Source organism: Arthrobacter sp. ISL-5, from assembly GCF_018613835.1.
Lineage (GTDB): Bacteria > Actinomycetota > Actinomycetes > Actinomycetales > Micrococcaceae > Arthrobacter.
Genome location: NZ_JAGGPM010000043.1, coordinates 100454 through 115896 on the forward strand (window position 1 = coordinate 100454; position 15443 = coordinate 115896).

Here is a 15443-nt window from a genome sequence, read left to right on the forward strand (position 1 = left end):
GCCGCTGCCGCCACTCAGGAGATCCGAAAAACCTTGCACCTCAAAAGTCTGACCGTCCGTGGCTTCAAGTCGTTTGCATCCGCAACGACCTTCGACTTTGAGCCCGGAGTCACCGCTGTGGTGGGCCCCAACGGCTCGGGCAAGTCGAACGTGGTGGATGCCCTGGCCTGGGTCATGGGGGAGCAAGGTGCCAAAACCCTGCGCGGCGGCAAGATGGAAGACGTCATTTTCGCCGGTACCTCCGGCCGGCCGCCGCTGGGCCGCGCGCACGTCTCGCTCACCATCGACAACACTGACGGCGCACTTCCCATCGAGTACAGCGAAGTCACGATCTCCCGCACGCTGTTCCGTACCGGCGGCTCGGAATACGCCATCAACGGGGCCGGCTGCCGGCTGCTGGACATCCAGGAGCTGCTCTCCGATTCGGGCCTGGGACGCGAGATGCATGTCATTGTGGGCCAGGGCCAGCTCGACAAGGTCCTGCACGCCACGCCCGAGGACCGGCGCGGCTTCATTGAGGAAGCCGCCGGCATCCTCAAGCACCGGCGCCGCAAGGAGAAGACGGTCCGCAAGCTGGAGGCCATGCAGGCCAACCTCCAGCGGCTCAGCGACCTCACGGGAGAAATCAGGCGGCAGCTGACGCCGCTCGGCAAGCAGGCGGAGGTTGCCCGGCGTGCCCAGACCGTCCAGTTCGAGGTCCGGGATGCCCGGGCCAGGCTGCTGGCCGATGACCTCGTCCAGCTGCGGAACATCCTCGCCCAGGACGTCGCCGACGAATCCGCCCTCAAGGCCCGCCGCGCCGTCGTGGAACAGGAACTCGAGGCCGGCCGCCAGCGCCAGGCCGTCCTGGAACGGCTCGCGGCGGAAGCGACCCCCCGCCTCAATGCCGCCCGGGACACGTGGTACCAGCTGTCCGCAGGCCGCGAACGGCTGCGATCGCTTGGATCGCTGGCCCGGGAGCGCCACCGCCTGCTGGGCTCGGCGGACGCAGCGCCGGACCCCGGCCGCGACCCGGAGCAGCTGGAAAAGCAGGCCGCCCGCGTCCGGGGCGAACAGGCTGAGCTCGAACGGGACATCGTCAACCGGCGCAGTGCCCTCGAGGCAGCCACCCGCGCAAAAACCGAAGCGGAAAACGCCGCAGCCGCCGAAGAGAAGCGCCTCACGGCGGCGCTGCGCGCGGCGGCGGACCGTCGTGAAGGCCTGGCCAGGCTGGCCGGCCAGGTGGGTGCGGCGAGGTCACGCGTGGAATCGGCGCAGGCTGAAGTCGGCAGGCTCCGCGAATCACTCGCCGCCGGTGATGAGCGGCGGCGGCGGGCACAGACCGAGTTCACGGCGCTTGAATCCCAGGTCGCGGGCGTCGAAGACGGCGAGGAGTCCCTCGACGCGGAATACGAGGAAGCCAGCGCCGCGCTGGACGCCGTCCTGGCCGAGATCGAATCGCTCAGGGGTTCCGAAAGGGAAGCCGTGCGTGAACGCGACACCCTCAAGGCCCGGCGCGAGGCCCTGCAGCTCGGCCTCAACCGCAAGGACGGTTCCGAGCATGCCCTCGGTGCCGGACTGCCCGGCATCGTCGGATCGCTGGCCTCCGCCCTGGCCGTTGAAGCCGGGTATGAGGCAGCCGTTGCCGCCGCCCTCGGCAGCGCCTCGGACGCCGTCGTCGTGCAGGACAGCGGAACGGCTGCGGCACTGGTGCAGCTCCTAAAGGACGACGACGCGGGCCGGGCCACGCTCCTGCTCGAATCGCCGCCGGCCGCACACTCCGCTGCTGCTGACCGGACCGCGGACCGCGGAACGTTGCCGGCAGGTGCCCGCTGGGCCGCGGACCTGGTCGACGCCGCCGGTGCTGCCGCGGCGGCGGTACAAAACTTGCTCTCGGCGACGGCAGTCGTCGGGGACCTGGACGCGGCGGCGAGCCTGATCGCCGGGCGGCCGGACCTCACGGCCGTCACGCATGCGGGTGACGTGTTCACGTCACTGACCGTCACCGGCGGTTCCGCCAAGGCGCCGTCGCTGCTTGAGGTGCAGGCCGCCGTCGACGACGCCGGGTCACGGCTGGAGGCCGTCACGGCCACACTGGAGCAAAGCCGCTTTGCGCTCGCCGCCGCAGAGGCCCGGCGCGCTGAGGCGCAGGACCGGGCGGACGCCGCGCTGGAAAGGCTGCATGAATCCGACGCGCGCCTCGCGGCGGTGGCTGAACGGCTGGGGCACCTGAACTCCGTCCTGCGCAGCGCCGTGGGAGAGAGCGAACGGCTGGCCGCGTCCCTGGCGCGGGCCGAGGCCAACATCGGAACGGAGCAGGAGGCCCTGGCCGGGATCGCCGCGCGGCTGGCGGCGGCCCAGGACGCCCCGGCCGAGGAAGAACCGTCCACTGAAAACCGTGACGCACTGGCACTCGCCGCGTCCCTGGCCCGGTCTGCCGAGATGGACGCCCGCCTGTCGCTGCGAACCGGCGAAGAGCAGCTGGCGGCAATCGGCAACAGGGCGTCGTCCCTGGAGCGGGCGGCGGCCTCGGAACGCCGTGCCCGGCAAGAGGCAGCCGAGCGGGCCCGCCGTCGAAGGATCCAGGCCGGACGGGCGGCAGCCGTATCCGCCGCGGTGGAGCAGATCATCCGGTTCAGCGATGTCTCCGTTGAACTCGCCGGACACGAGCGTGACCTCGCCGAGCAGAACAGGGAGCAGCGGGACAGTGAGCTGGCGGCCGTCCGCACCGCCAACGACGCCCTGGCCCGGGAACTGGCTGAACTGACGGATTCCGTGCACCGCGATGAGCTGGCGCGGGCACAGCAGCGGCTCCGGATCGAGGCGCTGGAGACAAAGTCGGTGGAAGAGCTCGGGCTCACTGCGGACCAGCTGGTGGCGGACTACGGGCCGGACCAGCCGGTACCCGTGCCGGCTGAGGCGTCCGCGGACAAGTGGGCAGCCCCGAGGGCGCCGGTTGATGACGACGGCAAGCCCCTCGCGGAGGGCAAGCCCTTTGTCCGCGCGGAGCAGGAAAAGCGGCTCCGCAAGGCCGAACGCGACCTGTCATCCCTGGGGAAGGTCAACCCGCTGGCGCTGGAGGAATTCGCGGCACTGGAGGAGAGGCACCAGTTCCTTAATACCCAGCTGGAGGACCTCAAAGCCAGCCGCAAGGACCTGCTGGACATCATCAAGGAAGTCGACGACCGCGTGCAGAAGGTCTTCGCGGAAGCCTTCGCCGACACGTCAGCACAGTTCGTGCGGGTCTTCGCCAGGCTGTTTCCCGGCGGCGAAGGCAGGCTCGTCCTGACCGACCCCGGCGACATGCTGACCACCGGCATCGAGGTCGAAGCCAGACCCGCCGGGAAGAAAATCAAGCGGCTCTCCCTGCTCTCCGGCGGCGAACGGTCCCTGACCGCGGTGGCCCTGCTTGTGGCGATCTTCAAGGCTCGGCCCTCGCCGTTCTATGTCATGGACGAGGTCGAGGCCGCGTTGGATGACACCAACCTGGGCCGGCTCATTACGATCTTTGAAGAACTCCGCGAGTCCAGCCAGCTGATCGTGATCACCCACCAGAAGCGGACCATGGAAGTGGCGGACGCCCTTTACGGCGTGACCATGAGGGGCGACGGCGTCTCCACCGTCATCAGCCAGCGCCTAGGAGCCGAAGTCTAGGCAGCAGGCGTTGTCCGCACCGCCCGCGGCTGTTGTGAGAAGCTAGGGGAGTGAACGACATCCTCCCTATTCTCCTGCCCATTCTTGCTGTCCTGGCGGTCATCGGCGGCCTAGTTCCGGTACTGATGAAGGCCCGGAAGTCCGGAACCAAATACTCCGGAACCCGGGACGCCAACGATCCGGCGTCGCCGCTCGGCGGCGGAGGGACCCTTGTTGAGGACGGCCCCGTGGTGCCTGCCGAGCGCAAGGCGCCGGACGCCGTCGACCTTGAAGGCTTCGAAGCCGACGTCCCCGACGACGCCGCCAGCCTGGAAACCATTGCGGTGGAGACCCCGCTGCCCGTGGCGGGGCGCCTCACCCGGCTGCGGGAGCGCCTGGTCAAGTCGAACAACGTGCTCGGCAAGGGGCTGCTGGCGCTGCTCTCCAGCGACAAGATTGACGAGAACGTCTGGGATGAGGTGGAGGAGACACTGCTTCTCGCCGACCTTGGCACCGAACCCACCATGCAGCTGGTTGATGCCCTGCGCGAGCGCGTGAAGGTGCTGGGCACGCGCGATCCCGAGCACGTGAAGGCCCTGCTCCGCGAGGAACTCATCAAGCTCGTGGACCCGGACATGGACCGGAGCCTGCGGATCGAACGGCACGACGGCAAGCCGGCCGTGATGATGATCGTGGGCGTCAACGGAGTGGGCAAGACCACCACTGTGGGCAAGCTGGCCCGGGTACTTGTCGCCGAGGACAAGGATGTTCTGCTCGGTGCCGCCGACACCTTCCGGGCCGCGGCCTCGGAACAGCTGGCGACATGGGGCCAGCGCGTGGGGGTCCCCACTGTGAAGTCCGACATCCACGGCGCGGATCCGGCATCCGTCGCCTATGAGGCGGTCAAGGCGGGCATCGACCAGGAAGTCGACGTCGTCATGATCGACACCGCCGGACGCCTGCAGAACAAGGTTGGCCTCATGGACGAGCTCAGCAAGGTCAAGCGCGTCATCGAAAAACTGGCGGAGGTTGACGAGGTCCTCCTCGTCCTGGACGCCACGACGGGCCAGAACGGCCTGAACCAGGCTCGCGTCTTCTCCGAAGTGGTCAACATCACCGGCATCGTCCTGACCAAGCTGGACGGGACCGCCAAGGGCGGCATCGTCGTCGCCATCCAGAAGTCCCTCGGCGTGCCCGTGAAGCTCATCGGACTCGGCGAGGGCGCGGACGACCTCGCCCCGTTCGAGGCAGAAGGCTTCGTCGACGCCCTGCTGAACTAGGCGCCCCACCCAGCTCCGACCCAGCTCCGCCGCCCGCCCCCTCAACTAGGTAGCAGCTCGCGCCGTTTTCAGCCCTGAGAACGGCGTGAGCTGCTACCTAGTTGGGCCGGTCAGCGTCCTCAATGTGCCGCTGCACCGTCTCCCGGGCCAGCAGCCAGGCTGCCGCAGCGAGCAGCAGGACGCCGCCGGTCACGGCGAACGCCCAGCCGTAGCCCAGCTGGTCCGCCAGCAGCCCGGCGAACACCGGGCCGAGGATGGCGCCGATATCCGCCGTCATCTGATAAGCGGCCAGCACGCGACCCCCGGACCGCTCGCGGCCGATCACGTCCGCGACAGCCGCCTGCTGGGCCGGCCCCAGCAGCCCCGCACCGACGCCGGCGAGCGCGGACGCGGCCAGGAACCAGCCCAGCCCGTTTGTCAGGCCGATCCCGCCGGTCGCGGCGCCGGTGAGCACCAGCCCGGCGGTCATCATCGGCTTGCGGCCCAGACTGTCCGCCAGCCTGCCCGAAAAAGTAAGGGCAACAGCGTTGCCCGCAGCGAAGACCGCCAGCGCCCAGCCGGCCGCCTCCGGACCGGAGCCGAGTGCCGTGACCGCAAACAGGGGCACCGTGGCCATGCGCACGCCGAACGTTGCCCAGCCGTTGGCAAAGCTTGAAAAAAGCGCCGCCCGGTACGCGCTGTCCCCGAGGGCCTCACCGAGTTTCATGGGCGGGGCCGCAGAACCGTCGCGGCGTCCGTTGCCGGGCACATGGCTGAGCTGCGTCTGCACCACGAGCGCGGCCAGGACCAGCGCCCCCGCATAGGCGAGGAAGGGAACTCGCAGCCCGAACCCGGCCAGCAGGCCGCCCACGATGGGCCCACACACGTTGCCGATCAGGAACGCCGAAGCGTAGGCGCCCGAAACCCTGCCGCGGCTTTCGGGCGGTGCAAGCCGGATGACGAGTGCCATGGAAGCGACCGTGAACATCACCGATCCGGCGCCGCCCAGCCCCCGGAACACCAGAAGCTGCCAGTAGTCCTGGGCAAAGGCGCAGGCCGCCGTGGATGCCGCCACAATCAGCAGTCCCGCCACATAGACAGGGCGCTCACCCAGCCTGCCGATCAGCGCCCCGCCGGCAGGAGCGAACACCAGCCGCATGAAGGCAAAGATGCTGACAATCACGGCGGCGGCCGTGGCGCCGACGTCGAAAGTGGTCGCGAACTGCGGCAGTACCGGCGCCACGAGGCCGAATCCGAGGGCGATCAGGAACGCCGCGACGAGCATCACCTTGATGTCACGGGGCAGCCGGGCGTCGCCGGTCCGCCGGCCGACGCTAAACCGCAGTCTGCTGGCGGCGGGACGGGGGCGTGGCGTCATATACGGGTGATCCTTGCGAAAAGGGCCGGAAGGGCGGATTGCGAGTGGTGAAACATAACCGTAACAAGCCAGATATGCACCATTTACTTCCGGGAGGTTGTTGTAACAGGCCGGCAATCTAAATCCTCCGCCAGCGAAACACAGCGCGGCAAAACTTTATGTAGGACGCAAAAGGCGTTGGGCAGGCGGATCACTCCGCAGCATTCGATCAAGGGAGGACGTGCACCATGGAACTTACCGCAGGTCACGTATGGCTCATGGTTTCGGCGGCACTCGTGCTGTTCATGACACCAGGTCTGGCATTTTTCTACGGCGGCATGACGCGCGCCAAGGCTGCACTGAACATGATGATGATGAGCTTCATCTCCATCGGCATGGTTGGTGTGGTGTGGGTACTCTGGGGCGCTTCAATGAGCTCCGGCGAGGGATTCCTGCAGATTGTCGGGAACCCGTTCGCAACCTTCGGCCTCGAGGGCATCACTACCCCTGACGGCCTCATCAAGGTGGGCTACGCAGCCACCTTCGCAATCATCACCGTTGCACTGATCAGCGGCGCCATCGCAGACCGCGCCAAGTTCGGCGCCTGGAGCGTCTTCGTGCCCGTCTGGGTCACGCTCGTCTACTGCCCCCTTGCCTACATGGTCTGGGGCGGCGGGCTGTTTGGCGCCGAAGGCGCAATCGGCAAGGCGCTCGGCCCCGCGATTGACTTCGCCGGCGGCACCGTGGTCCACATCAACGCCGGTGTCGCGGCACTGGTCCTGGTCCTGATCATCGGCAACCGCAAGGGCTTCGGCAAGGACCCGAACCACCGCCCGCACAACATCCCGTTTGTGATGCTCGGCGCGGCCATCCTCTGGTTCGGCTGGTTCGGCTTCAACGGCGGCGCGGCGACCACGGCAGAGCAGGGCGGCCTGATCTGGATCAACACCCTCGCGGCTCCGGCAGCGGCCATGCTGGGCTGGCTCATCACCGAGCGCATCCGCGACGGCCACCCGACCTCGCTCGGCGCAGCATCCGGCGTAGTTGCCGGCCTCGTCGCCATCACCCCGGCCTGTGCAAACGTCAGCCCGGTCGGCGCCCTCGGACTCGGCCTCGTGGCCGGTGCCGCCTCCGCCCTGGCAGTCGGGCTCAAGTTCCGCTGGGGCTTCGATGACTCCCTGGATGTTGTTGGCGTCCACCTCGTGTCCGGCATCATCGGCACCGTGGCCCTGGGCTTCATCGCCCTTCCCGCCGACGGCGTTGGCGGCGGCCTCTTCTACGGCGGCGGCCTGACCCAGCTCTGGGCCCAGCTCGCAGCGGCCGGCGTCGCCATCGCATACTCGGCAATCCTGACCGCGGTGATCGCACTGGCCATCCACAAGACCATGGGCTTCCGCGTCTCCCAGGAGCAGGAAGCTGTGGGCGTGGACCTCAGCCTGCACGCCGAGACCGCCTACGAGTTTGGCATCGGCGGCCACGGCGGCAGCTTCCAGCCGCTGCACGAACTGATCACCGGCAACGCCCCGAAGAGCGGCACCGACGCGGTCCCCGCGGGCAGCGAAGGCGAGAAGGCAGAAGCAGCATCAGGCAAGGAAAGCGTGGGGGCATGAAACTGATTACAGCAATCGTCCGTCCGGAGAAGCTCGAAGCCATCCGGGAAGGCCTGGAGGCCTACGGGGTCCAGGGCCTGACGGTCAGTGCCGCCAGTGGTTACGGGCGGCAGCGGGGCTACACCGAGGTCTACCGCGGCGCAGAGTACAACGTGGACCTGCTGCCCAAGATCCGCGTTGAGGTCCTGGCCACGGACGAACAGGCTGACGACATCCTGGATGTCATCATCTCCAGCTCCAACACGGGCCGGGCCGGCGACGGCAAGGTCTGGACGATCGACGTGTTTGAAGCAGTGCGGGTCCGGACCGGTGAACGGGGCGTAGCAGCCATCTAGCCGCAGCCATCTGAAACGCACAGTCCCAGCCCAACGGGATGCAAGCACGGCCGGTCACCATCGCGGTGACCGGCCCTGTTGCGTGCCCGGACTAGCATGCCCGGGCTTGACTGTCCGGGCCTGCCTACCCGGACCCTGCCTGACCTATCCGGTGACCGGCGCGGAAGCGGACCAGCCCTCCGGGCCTGACGTGCCGGCGTCGTACTCCTCAAGCGGAACGTCGCCCCGGGACCAGGCCTCGAGCACAGGATCGACGATCCGCCAGCACTCTTCGGCGGTGTCACCCCGGACTGAAAGAAGGGGGTCACCGTTCAGGACGCCCTCCAGGACTTCGCCGTACGGCAGCAGCTCGGAGGCATTCAGGTCTGCGACCAGCGCGGCGCGGTCCAGGCTGAAGATGTCTCCCGGTCCGTTGACGTCGACGTCGAGCCGCAGTGTGTCCGGCCCGAACCCGATCCGGAGCTGGTTGGGGGAGTCCTGCCCGGTGAATCCGCCGGGCAGGTGCGGAACCGGGCGGAAGGTGACCACCGCTTCCTTGCGCTTGTCGCCGAGCGCCTTGCCGGACCGCAGGATGAAGGGCACGCCCTTCCATCGCCAGTTGTCGATGTCTACCTGGACCTCGGCCAGCGTCTCGGTATTGAGCGCCGGATCCACGCCCTCCTCGTTGACGTAGTCGGGAACGGCCCTGCCGCCGATGCTGCCGGCCTGGTAGCGCGCACGCCGTGTGCTTGCCGCGTAGGGCGGCTTGATGCTGCTGGCCCGCAGGACTGCGGCCACGGCGTCCCGCAGATCGCGCTCGCCGATCGTGGCCGGCGGTTCGATCGTCATCAGGGCCAAGATCTGCAGCAGATGGCTTTGGATCATGTCCCGCAGGGCGCCGGCGTTGTCGTAATAGCGTGCCCGCCCTTCCAGGGCCAGATCCTCGTCGAAAATGATCTCCACCTTGGCGATGTGCTCCCGGTTCCAGACCGGCTCGAGGAAGTTATTGGCAAAGCGCAGCCCCAGGATGTTCAGGACCGTCGCTTTGCCGAGGAAATGGTCCACGCGGTGGATGTGGTCCTCGGGGACCAGGGTCAGCAAGGTCCGGTTGAGTTCCCGCGCGGACTCCTCGCCGGAGCCGAAGGGCTTTTCCATGACGAACCGTGTTCCGGCAGGGACCTGGCCGGGGGCCAGTATCTGGCAAGCCTTCTCGCTGACCTGGGGCGGCAGGGCGAAGTAGACGGCCACGGGCCCTTCCAGGGCTGCCAGCAGGGCTGCCAGGTCGCCCTCTGCCGTGACGTCAGCCTGGGCGTAGCGCGAGGATTCACGGACGCGTTCCAGTTCGCTTTTGCCTCCGGCGTCGGCCTCGGACAGGGCCCCGGCGAAGGCGTTGTCGATCCGCTCCAGCCACTGTTCCTGCGTCCACGGGTCTGATCCGGCCCCCACGAGTTTGAGGCCGCCCGCACGGCCTTTGGCCACAAGACGGGCAAGGCCGGGCAACAGCAGCCGGCCGGTAAGGTCGCCGGTGGCGCCGAGGATGAGCAGGGTTTTTACAGCTGTTTGGCTCGTCACCTTGCCAGCATGCCATCTTGAGGGCGTGTCTTGGTACCCTAGATAGTCGAGTCCCGTCGTCGACGCCGTTGGAAGCAACAGCCGAGACGCTGGTGTGCCGCAGGGCCGCCATCCGTACATCCACTGAAAGAAGTGCACGGCGCGTGTTCAATTCACTCTCTGACCGGTTGACAGCAACCTTCAAGAATCTCCGTGGCAAGGGCCGCCTCACCGAGGCCGACGTCGACGCCACAGTCCGCGAGATCCGCCGGGCCCTGCTGGACGCCGATGTTGCCGTGCCCGTGGTGCGGGAGTTCACCGGCCAGGTCCGTGAGCGCGCGCTCGGCGCCGAGGTCTCCGGGGCACTGAACCCCAGCCAGCAGATCGTGAAGATCGTCAACGAGGAGCTCGTTGAGATCCTCGGCGGCGAAACGCGCCGCATCCGGCTGGCAAAGACCGGGCCCACCATCATCATGCTCGCCGGCCTCCAGGGCGCCGGCAAGACCACCCTCGCCGGCAAGCTCGCCAAGTGGCTCAAGGCGCAGGGCCACAGCCCCATCCTGGTTGCCGCCGACCTCCAGCGCCCCAACGCCGTGACCCAGCTGCAGGTCGTCGGCCAGCGCGCCGGTGTCCCGGTCTTCGCCCCGCACCCGGGCGCCACCTCCGAACTGGAGCACCCGGCGGGCGACCCCGTCGCCGTCTCCCGGGCCGGCGTGGAGGAGGCCCGCCAGAAGCTGCACGACGTCGTCATCGTGGACACCGCCGGGCGTCTCGGCGTCGACGCCGACATGATGGAACAGGCGCGCCAGATCCGGCGGGCCATCGTCCCCAACGAAGTGCTCTTCGTGATCGACTCCATGATCGGCCAGGACGCCGTCAACACGGCGATGGCCTTTGATGAAGGCGTCAACTTCACCGGCATCGTCCTGTCAAAGCTCGACGGCGACGCCCGTGGCGGTGCCGCGCTTTCCGTCGCGTCGGTCACCGGCAAGCCCGTGATGTTCGCGTCCACCGGCGAAAGCCTGGACGACTTCGAGCTGTTCCACCCGGACCGCATGGCGTCCCGCATCCTCGACATGGGTGACGTCCTCACCCTGATCGAGCAGGCGGAGAAGTCCTGGGACAAGGACGAAGCTGCCCGGATGGCGAAGAAGTTCGCCGACCAGGAAGACTTCACGCTGGATGACTTCCTGGCCCAGATGCAGCAGATCCGCAACATGGGTTCCATGAAGAAAATGCTCATGATGATGCCCGGCGCGCAGAACATCCGCCAGCAGCTGGAGCAGTTCGATGAGCGCGAGATCGACCGTGTCGAGGCGATTGTCCGCTCCATGACTCCGCACGAGCGGCTGGCACCGAAGATCATCAACGGCTCGCGGCGCGCCCGCATCGCCAAGGGTTCGGGCGTCCACGTGTCCGAGGTCAACGGGCTGCTCGAGCGCTTCGCGCAGGCCCAGAAGATGATGAAGAAGATGGCCCAGGGCGGCGGAATGCCAGGAATGCCCGGCATGCCGGGTATGGGGCCGGGCGGCGGTGCTCGCAAGGGTGCCAAGAGCGCGCCCAAGAAGAAGGCCCGTTCAGGCAACCCCGCCAAGGCGGCCCAGGAACTCCGTGACGCGGAGGCCCGGCGTGCCAGCGCCGCCAAGGCACTCCCCACCGGGGCTGCCTTCGGCCAGCAGGGCGGCGACTTCGACCCGTCACAGCTGAACCTCCCCAAGGGCTTTGACAAGTTCCTGGGCGGCAAATAGGCGCACGGTCATGTCGGCCGGCGCCGATGTCAGACCGCTGCCATAAGGTTGGGTCATGCTTAAGCAGCGGGTAGTGTTCGTCCACGGTGCCGGAAACTTCGGCTCCGCCGCTTGGCCGCGCCAGCATGGCATGGCCCTCCAGTACGACGCCCTGTTCCTGCGCCGGCACGGCTTCGACGCCGAGGCCGAACCCCTGGAAACTGATTTCGCCGCTGACGCCCAGATTGTGATGCGCTCACTCGCCGATGACGGCCGCGGCGCCGCCGGCGGACACGTCGTGGCGCACTCCCAGGGTGCCATTGCCGCGATGATGGCCGCCGTCGAACGCCCCGACCTGGTGTTTTCGCTGACGCTGGTGGAGCCCGCCTGCCTGTCGCTGACTGCCGAGCTGCCGGCCACGGCTGCCCATCGGGCACTGATGGAGCCCCTGTTCGACGTCCGGCACCAGCTGGGCGACGACGACTACGAGCGGGAGTTCGTCCGGCGGGCCTTTGCCGCGGACGCCCCCGGCCCGAGCACTCCCGAGGCAAGGCGCGCGGCCAGGCGGCTGCGTTTGCAGGCGCCGCCCTGGCAGGCTCCGCTGCAGATCGTGCCGGGCGTCCCCACCCTCGTCCTCACCGGCGGGTGGGAGCCCCTGTACGAGGAAATCGCCGGCTACCTGAGGGAGACCGGCGCCCTGCACCGCATTGCTGCGGGAGGGCACCGGCCCCAGGACTCGCCCGAGGGCGACCGTTTCATCCGGTCGTTTATTGCCGAGGTCAGCAGGCGGCAGCAGCCGCGGGCGTCCTGACCCCGGCGGGACCGGCGGTTACTGGACCGCCGTTTCGGGAACCCGCAGCTCCGGCAGGTAAACCTTGCCGCCGGCGGCGAGGAACTCCTGGCTCTTCTCGCGCATCCCTTCAGCCATCTCGGCCAGGGCCGCCTGCGCTTCCGCCGAGCCGTATTCGTTCCGGATGTCCTGGCTGATCCGCATGGAGCAGAACTTTGGACCGCACATGGAGCAGAAGTGCGCGGTCTTGGCCGGCTCCGCGGGCAGCGTCTCGTCGTGGAAGGCCTCGGCCGTGACCGGGTCAAGGGACAGCGCGAACTGGTCGCGCCAGCGGAACTCGAAGCGCGCCTTGGACAGGGCGTCGTCCCTCTCGTTGGCGCCGGGGTGTCCCTTGGCGAGGTCCGCGGCGTGGGCCGCGATCTTGTAGGTGATCACGCCGGTCTTCACATCGTCCTTGTTGGGCAGCCCCAGGTGTTCCTTGGGCGTCACGTAGCAGAGCATGGCCGTGCCGTAGCGGGCGATCTCCGTAGCGCCGATGGCGGACGTGATGTGGTCGTAGCCCGGTGCCACGTCCGTGACCAGCGGTCCGAGCGTGTAGAACGGGGCTCCCTTGCACAGCTCCTGCTGGCGCTCGACGTTTTCCCGGACCAGGTGGAACGGGACATGGCCCGGCCCTTCCACCATGACCTGGACGTCGAATTCCCAGGCCCGCTGGGTCAGCTCGGCGAGCGTGTCGAGTTCAGCGAACTGGGCGGCGTCGTTGGCGTCCGCCGTGGCGCCCGGCCGCAGGCCGTCTCCCAGCGAAAAGGCGACGTCGTACTTGGCGAAGATTTCGCACAGCTCGTCAAAGTGCGTGTAGAGGAAGTTTTCCTGGTGATGCGCGAGGCACCACCCGGCCATGATGGACCCGCCGCGGGACACGATGCCGGTCACGCGGTTGGCGGTCAGGGGCACGTAGCGCAGCAGCACGCCGGCGTGGATGGTCATGTAGTCCACGCCCTGCTCGCACTGCTCAATGACGGTGTCCCGGAAGATCTCCCACGTCAGGGCGTTGGCTTCGCCGTTGACCTTTTCCAGCGCCTGGTAGATGGGCACTGTTCCGATCGGCACGGGGGAGTTGCGGATCAGCCATTCCCGCGTGGTGTGGATGTCATCGCCGGTGGAGAGGTCCATGACGGTGTCGGCACCCCACTGGGTGGCCCACTGGAGCTTGTCCACCTCTTCGGCAATGGAACTGGTCACGGCCGAGTTGCCGATGTTGGCATTGATCTTCACCAGGAAGGCCTTGCCGATGATCATCGGCTCCGACTCCGGGTGGTTGATGTTGTTCGGGATGATGGCCCGCCCGGCCGCCACCTCGCTGCGCACCAGCTCAACGTCGCAGTTCTCCCGCAGGGCAACGAAGCGCATCTCCGGCGTCACCACGCCCTGCCGGGCATAGTGCATCTGCGTCACCGTCTTTCCGCCGACGGCGCGGCGGGGCACCGGCTGGGCCCCCTTCCACTCCGCCGAAGCTGCGCCGCGGCGCACGGCCGACCGGCCGTCGTCGAGCAGGTTCCGCTCCCGGCCGCTGTACGGCTCGGTGTCCCCGCGGGCCTCAATCCACTCCGCGCGGAACGGCGCCAGGCCCACCACCGGGTCGCTGCCGGGACCGGCGGTCCGGTAGACGCGCAGCGGCTCGTTTTCCTCCCCGTTGGGTGAAGGCTCCAGCGCGATCTCCGTCACCGGAACCCGGAGGCCGTCCCCCTCCAGGTACGCCAGGGAATGCGACTTCAGCGACTGCGTGGTGCCCGGCGCAGCTTCTTTTGGGGCAGCTTCGTCCTGGGCAGGGCTCAGCTGTGATTTCTGGGTGTTCATTTACTGCTCACTTCCTTCGCCGGCATTACCCGGACAGGTTCAACGGTCGCAGGCTGCGCTAGCCCGATCTCAGCCCCTGCAGGGGCACCCGTGTGGTCGTAGACGAAGCTACCACAGGGCAGCAGGCCGTTGCGCGTCCGCACCGGGTGTGACACCGGGTGTGACAGCGGGCGGGGGAGGGCGCCCTCTGCCCCAGGCGGCCGGCGGATTAGGCTGGAGGCATGGCGCGCATCATCGAATTCAGCGGAACCGTTCTTGCCGGCCCGGACCAGGAGGGGCACGGGCTCTGGGCCGTGGACGGCCGGCTGACCTTCGCCCGGCCGCTTGAGCGTCCGGACGTTGTGCTGGACGGCTGGGTACTGCCTGGTCTCGTGGACGCGCACTGCCACATCGGGCTGGGACCCGGCGGTGCCGTGGACGACGACGTTGCGCACGCCCAGGCGATGACGGACCGCGATGCGGGCACACTGCTCGTCCGGGACGCAGGCGCTGCCAGCGACACCCGGTGGCTGCAGCAAACGCCGGATGCGCCGAGGATCATTCGGGCCGGGCGGCACATCGCCAGGACGCGGCGCTACCTGCGCAACTTCGCCGTGGAGGTCGAGCCGGAGGAGCTCGTGGAGGCAGTCCGGAAACAGGCCCGCTCCGGCGACGGCTGGGTCAAGCTCGTGGGGGACTGGATCGACCGCGACGCCGGTGACCTCGCGGCGTCGTTTCCCGCCGCAGCGGTGCGGGACGCCGTCAGCGCCGCCCACGATGAAGGCGCCAGGGTCACCGCTCACTGCTTCGGCGAAGACACCCTGGACGACATGCTCGACGCCGGAATCGACTGCGTCGAACACGCCACGGGGCTTCTGCCGCGGCACATTCCCCGGTTCGTGCAGCAGCAGGTGCCGATCGTTCCCACGCTCATCAACATCGCGACGTTCCCGGACATCGCGGCCCGGGCCGAATCCAAGTTTCCGCGGTATGCAGCCCACATGCGGGGGTTGTGGGAGCGCAGGAATGAACGCGTCCTGGAAGCCTACGAGGCCGGAGTCCGGGTCTTTGCCGGAACCGATGCAGGCAGTGTGATCGGGCACGGCCGGATCGCCGACGAGATTCTTGCCCTGCACGCTGCCGGCCTTCCGGCGGTTGCCGCGCTCGATGCCGCCTGCTGGAGTGCCCGCCGGTGGCTGGAGGCCGACGGCCTGGCCGAGGGGGCCAGCGCGGACGTGGTCCTGTTCTCGGAGGATCCCCGCTCGGATCCGGAAACGATCCGCGACCTGAAGGGCGTGGTTCTGCGCGGGGAGATTGTCCGTTAGGAATAAATTGAAGCTTCAAGTAATTTAGAGATGTAGGGACCATCGAAATCCGGTGGCCGGGG

10 protein-coding genes and 1 riboswitch are annotated in these 15443 nt (G+C 68.1%); of the genes, 7 read left to right on the forward strand and 3 right to left on the reverse strand.

The window, feature by feature from the left end; translation table 11 throughout:
* The first annotated feature begins 33 nt into the window (after positions 1-33).
* The gene (gene smc, locus J7I89_RS21735; protein ID WP_214974648.1) at positions 34-3633 is read left to right on the forward strand and encodes a chromosome segregation protein SMC; all 3600 of its coding nucleotides are present in this window, start codon (positions 34-36) and stop codon (positions 3631-3633) included.
* A 50-nt stretch (positions 3634-3683) separates the two neighbouring features.
* Positions 3684-4892 carry a signal recognition particle-docking protein FtsY gene (gene ftsY, locus J7I89_RS21740; protein ID WP_214974650.1) on the forward strand — a complete coding sequence of 403 codons (1209 nt, stop codon included), beginning with the start codon at positions 3684-3686 and terminating at the stop codon, positions 4890-4892.
* Between the two features lie 97 nt (positions 4893-4989).
* Here the strand turns inward: ftsY and J7I89_RS21745 are convergent, their stop codons facing one another.
* On the reverse strand, positions 4990-6249 hold the full coding sequence (locus tag J7I89_RS21745) for an MFS transporter (RefSeq protein WP_214974662.1): 1260 nt from the start codon (positions 6247-6249) through the stop codon (positions 4990-4992).
* 227 nt (positions 6250-6476) lie between these two features.
* Between J7I89_RS21745 and J7I89_RS21750 the strand changes: the two genes are divergently transcribed.
* Together J7I89_RS21750 and J7I89_RS21755 are read left to right on the forward strand one after the other, a co-directional pair.
* Positions 6477-7838: an ammonium transporter gene (locus J7I89_RS21750; protein WP_214974664.1), complete on the forward strand. Its 1362-nt coding sequence runs from the start codon at positions 6477-6479 to the stop codon at positions 7836-7838.
* Positions 7835-8173 carry a P-II family nitrogen regulator gene (locus J7I89_RS21755; protein ID WP_214974665.1) on the forward strand — a complete coding sequence of 113 codons (339 nt, stop codon included), beginning with the start codon at positions 7835-7837 and terminating at the stop codon, positions 8171-8173. Before J7I89_RS21750 ends, J7I89_RS21755 begins: the two co-directional genes overlap by 4 nt.
* 144 nt (positions 8174-8317) lie before the next feature.
* Here J7I89_RS21755 and J7I89_RS21760 read toward each other — a convergent pair whose 3' ends face one another.
* Positions 8318-9724, reverse strand: coding sequence for a glucose-6-phosphate dehydrogenase (locus J7I89_RS21760; protein WP_308160003.1), 1407 nt, complete (start codon positions 9722-9724; stop codon positions 8318-8320).
* Positions 9725-9867: 143 nt separating this feature from the next.
* Between J7I89_RS21760 and ffh the strand changes: the two genes are divergently transcribed.
* Together ffh and J7I89_RS21770 are read left to right on the forward strand one after the other, a co-directional pair.
* Positions 9868-11451 (forward strand): signal recognition particle protein, encoded by a 1584-nt coding sequence (gene ffh / locus J7I89_RS21765; protein WP_214974668.1) that lies wholly within the window; start codon positions 9868-9870, stop codon positions 11449-11451.
* A gap of 55 nt (positions 11452-11506) precedes the next feature.
* A complete protein-coding gene (locus J7I89_RS21770) occupies positions 11507-12241 on the forward strand; it encodes an alpha/beta fold hydrolase (RefSeq protein ID WP_214974670.1) in 735 nt (244 codons plus the stop codon).
* Positions 12242-12259: 18 nt separating this feature from the next.
* Here the strand turns inward: J7I89_RS21770 and thiC are convergent, their stop codons facing one another.
* The gene (thiC, locus tag J7I89_RS21775; RefSeq protein ID WP_214974672.1) at positions 12260-14077 is read right to left on the reverse strand and encodes a phosphomethylpyrimidine synthase ThiC; all 1818 of its coding nucleotides are present in this window, start codon (positions 14075-14077) and stop codon (positions 12260-12262) included.
* Positions 14072-14179: riboswitch (TPP riboswitch) on the reverse strand. (Overlaps the previous gene by 6 nt.)
* A 119-nt stretch (positions 14180-14298) precedes the next feature.
* Between thiC and J7I89_RS21780 the strand changes: the two genes are divergently transcribed.
* Positions 14299-15381: an amidohydrolase family protein gene (locus tag J7I89_RS21780; RefSeq protein ID WP_214974674.1), complete on the forward strand. Its 1083-nt coding sequence runs from the start codon at positions 14299-14301 to the stop codon at positions 15379-15381.
* Positions 15382-15443 lie beyond the last annotated feature (62 nt).